This window comes from Mammaliicoccus fleurettii (assembly GCF_003970575.1).
Lineage (GTDB): Bacteria > Bacillota > Bacilli > Staphylococcales > Staphylococcaceae > Mammaliicoccus > Mammaliicoccus fleurettii.
Window position 1 is genome coordinate 1 of record NZ_RXWZ01000003.1, and the last position, 622, is coordinate 622.

Annotated in this window: 2 protein-coding genes; one reads left to right on the forward strand and one right to left on the reverse strand. The window is 31.2% G+C overall.

Annotated features, from left to right (window positions below; all coding sequences use genetic code 11):
* The coding region (locus CD129_RS00120; protein WP_126577717.1) for a helix-turn-helix domain-containing protein at nucleotides 1-145 on the forward strand (145 nt) is incomplete at its 5' end.
* Between the two features lie 87 nt (nucleotides 146-232).
* On the opposite strand, the gene CD129_RS00125 is transcribed toward CD129_RS00120, so the two are convergent.
* Nucleotides 233-622: zinc-binding dehydrogenase (locus CD129_RS00125; RefSeq protein ID WP_144436996.1), on the reverse strand; the 390-nt coding region annotated here is incomplete at its 5' end.

A 622-nucleotide genomic window follows, 5' to 3' on the forward strand; every position in this document is an offset into this window, starting at 1 on the left:
AAAAGGTGGTCGCCCTTCATTACCTGACCACAAGAAAAGAGAAATCAAGTTCTTATATGATGAACAAAAACATACGGGTGAAGAAATTGCGAAGCAAACAGGTGTTAGCAGGTCTACTGTTTATAGAATAATAAAAATGAAGTAGTAAAAACAAATAATCACAGAAAGAAAACTAATGAAAGGAGAATCTTCAAATTAGAGATTCTCCTTTCATTAGTTTTTATAATCTATATTATAATTTAACGAGAATTTTTGCTTGTGATTTATCGTTTACAAGTTGTTCAAATCCTGACTCCACAATATTATCTAGCTCTATTTCATCAGTAATAACATCTTTAACTTTTAAATTACCTTCATTAATTAAATCTATTGTTTGTTGAAATGTAGTAGGTGTATAAGCAATCGTTGAAGTAAGTTTTACACCTGTATTAGTTAATTGCATTGGATTCCATTCAATAGGATGACCAAATATAGACACTATAACGACAGTACCTCTTGCTTTAGTAACGTCTATAGCAGATTTAAGTGTTGGTGCTACACCAGCTACTTCAAATGCTACATCCACGCCATTATCTGTATGTTTATTAATAACATCACTTGGGTTTGATTCACCAGAATTGAT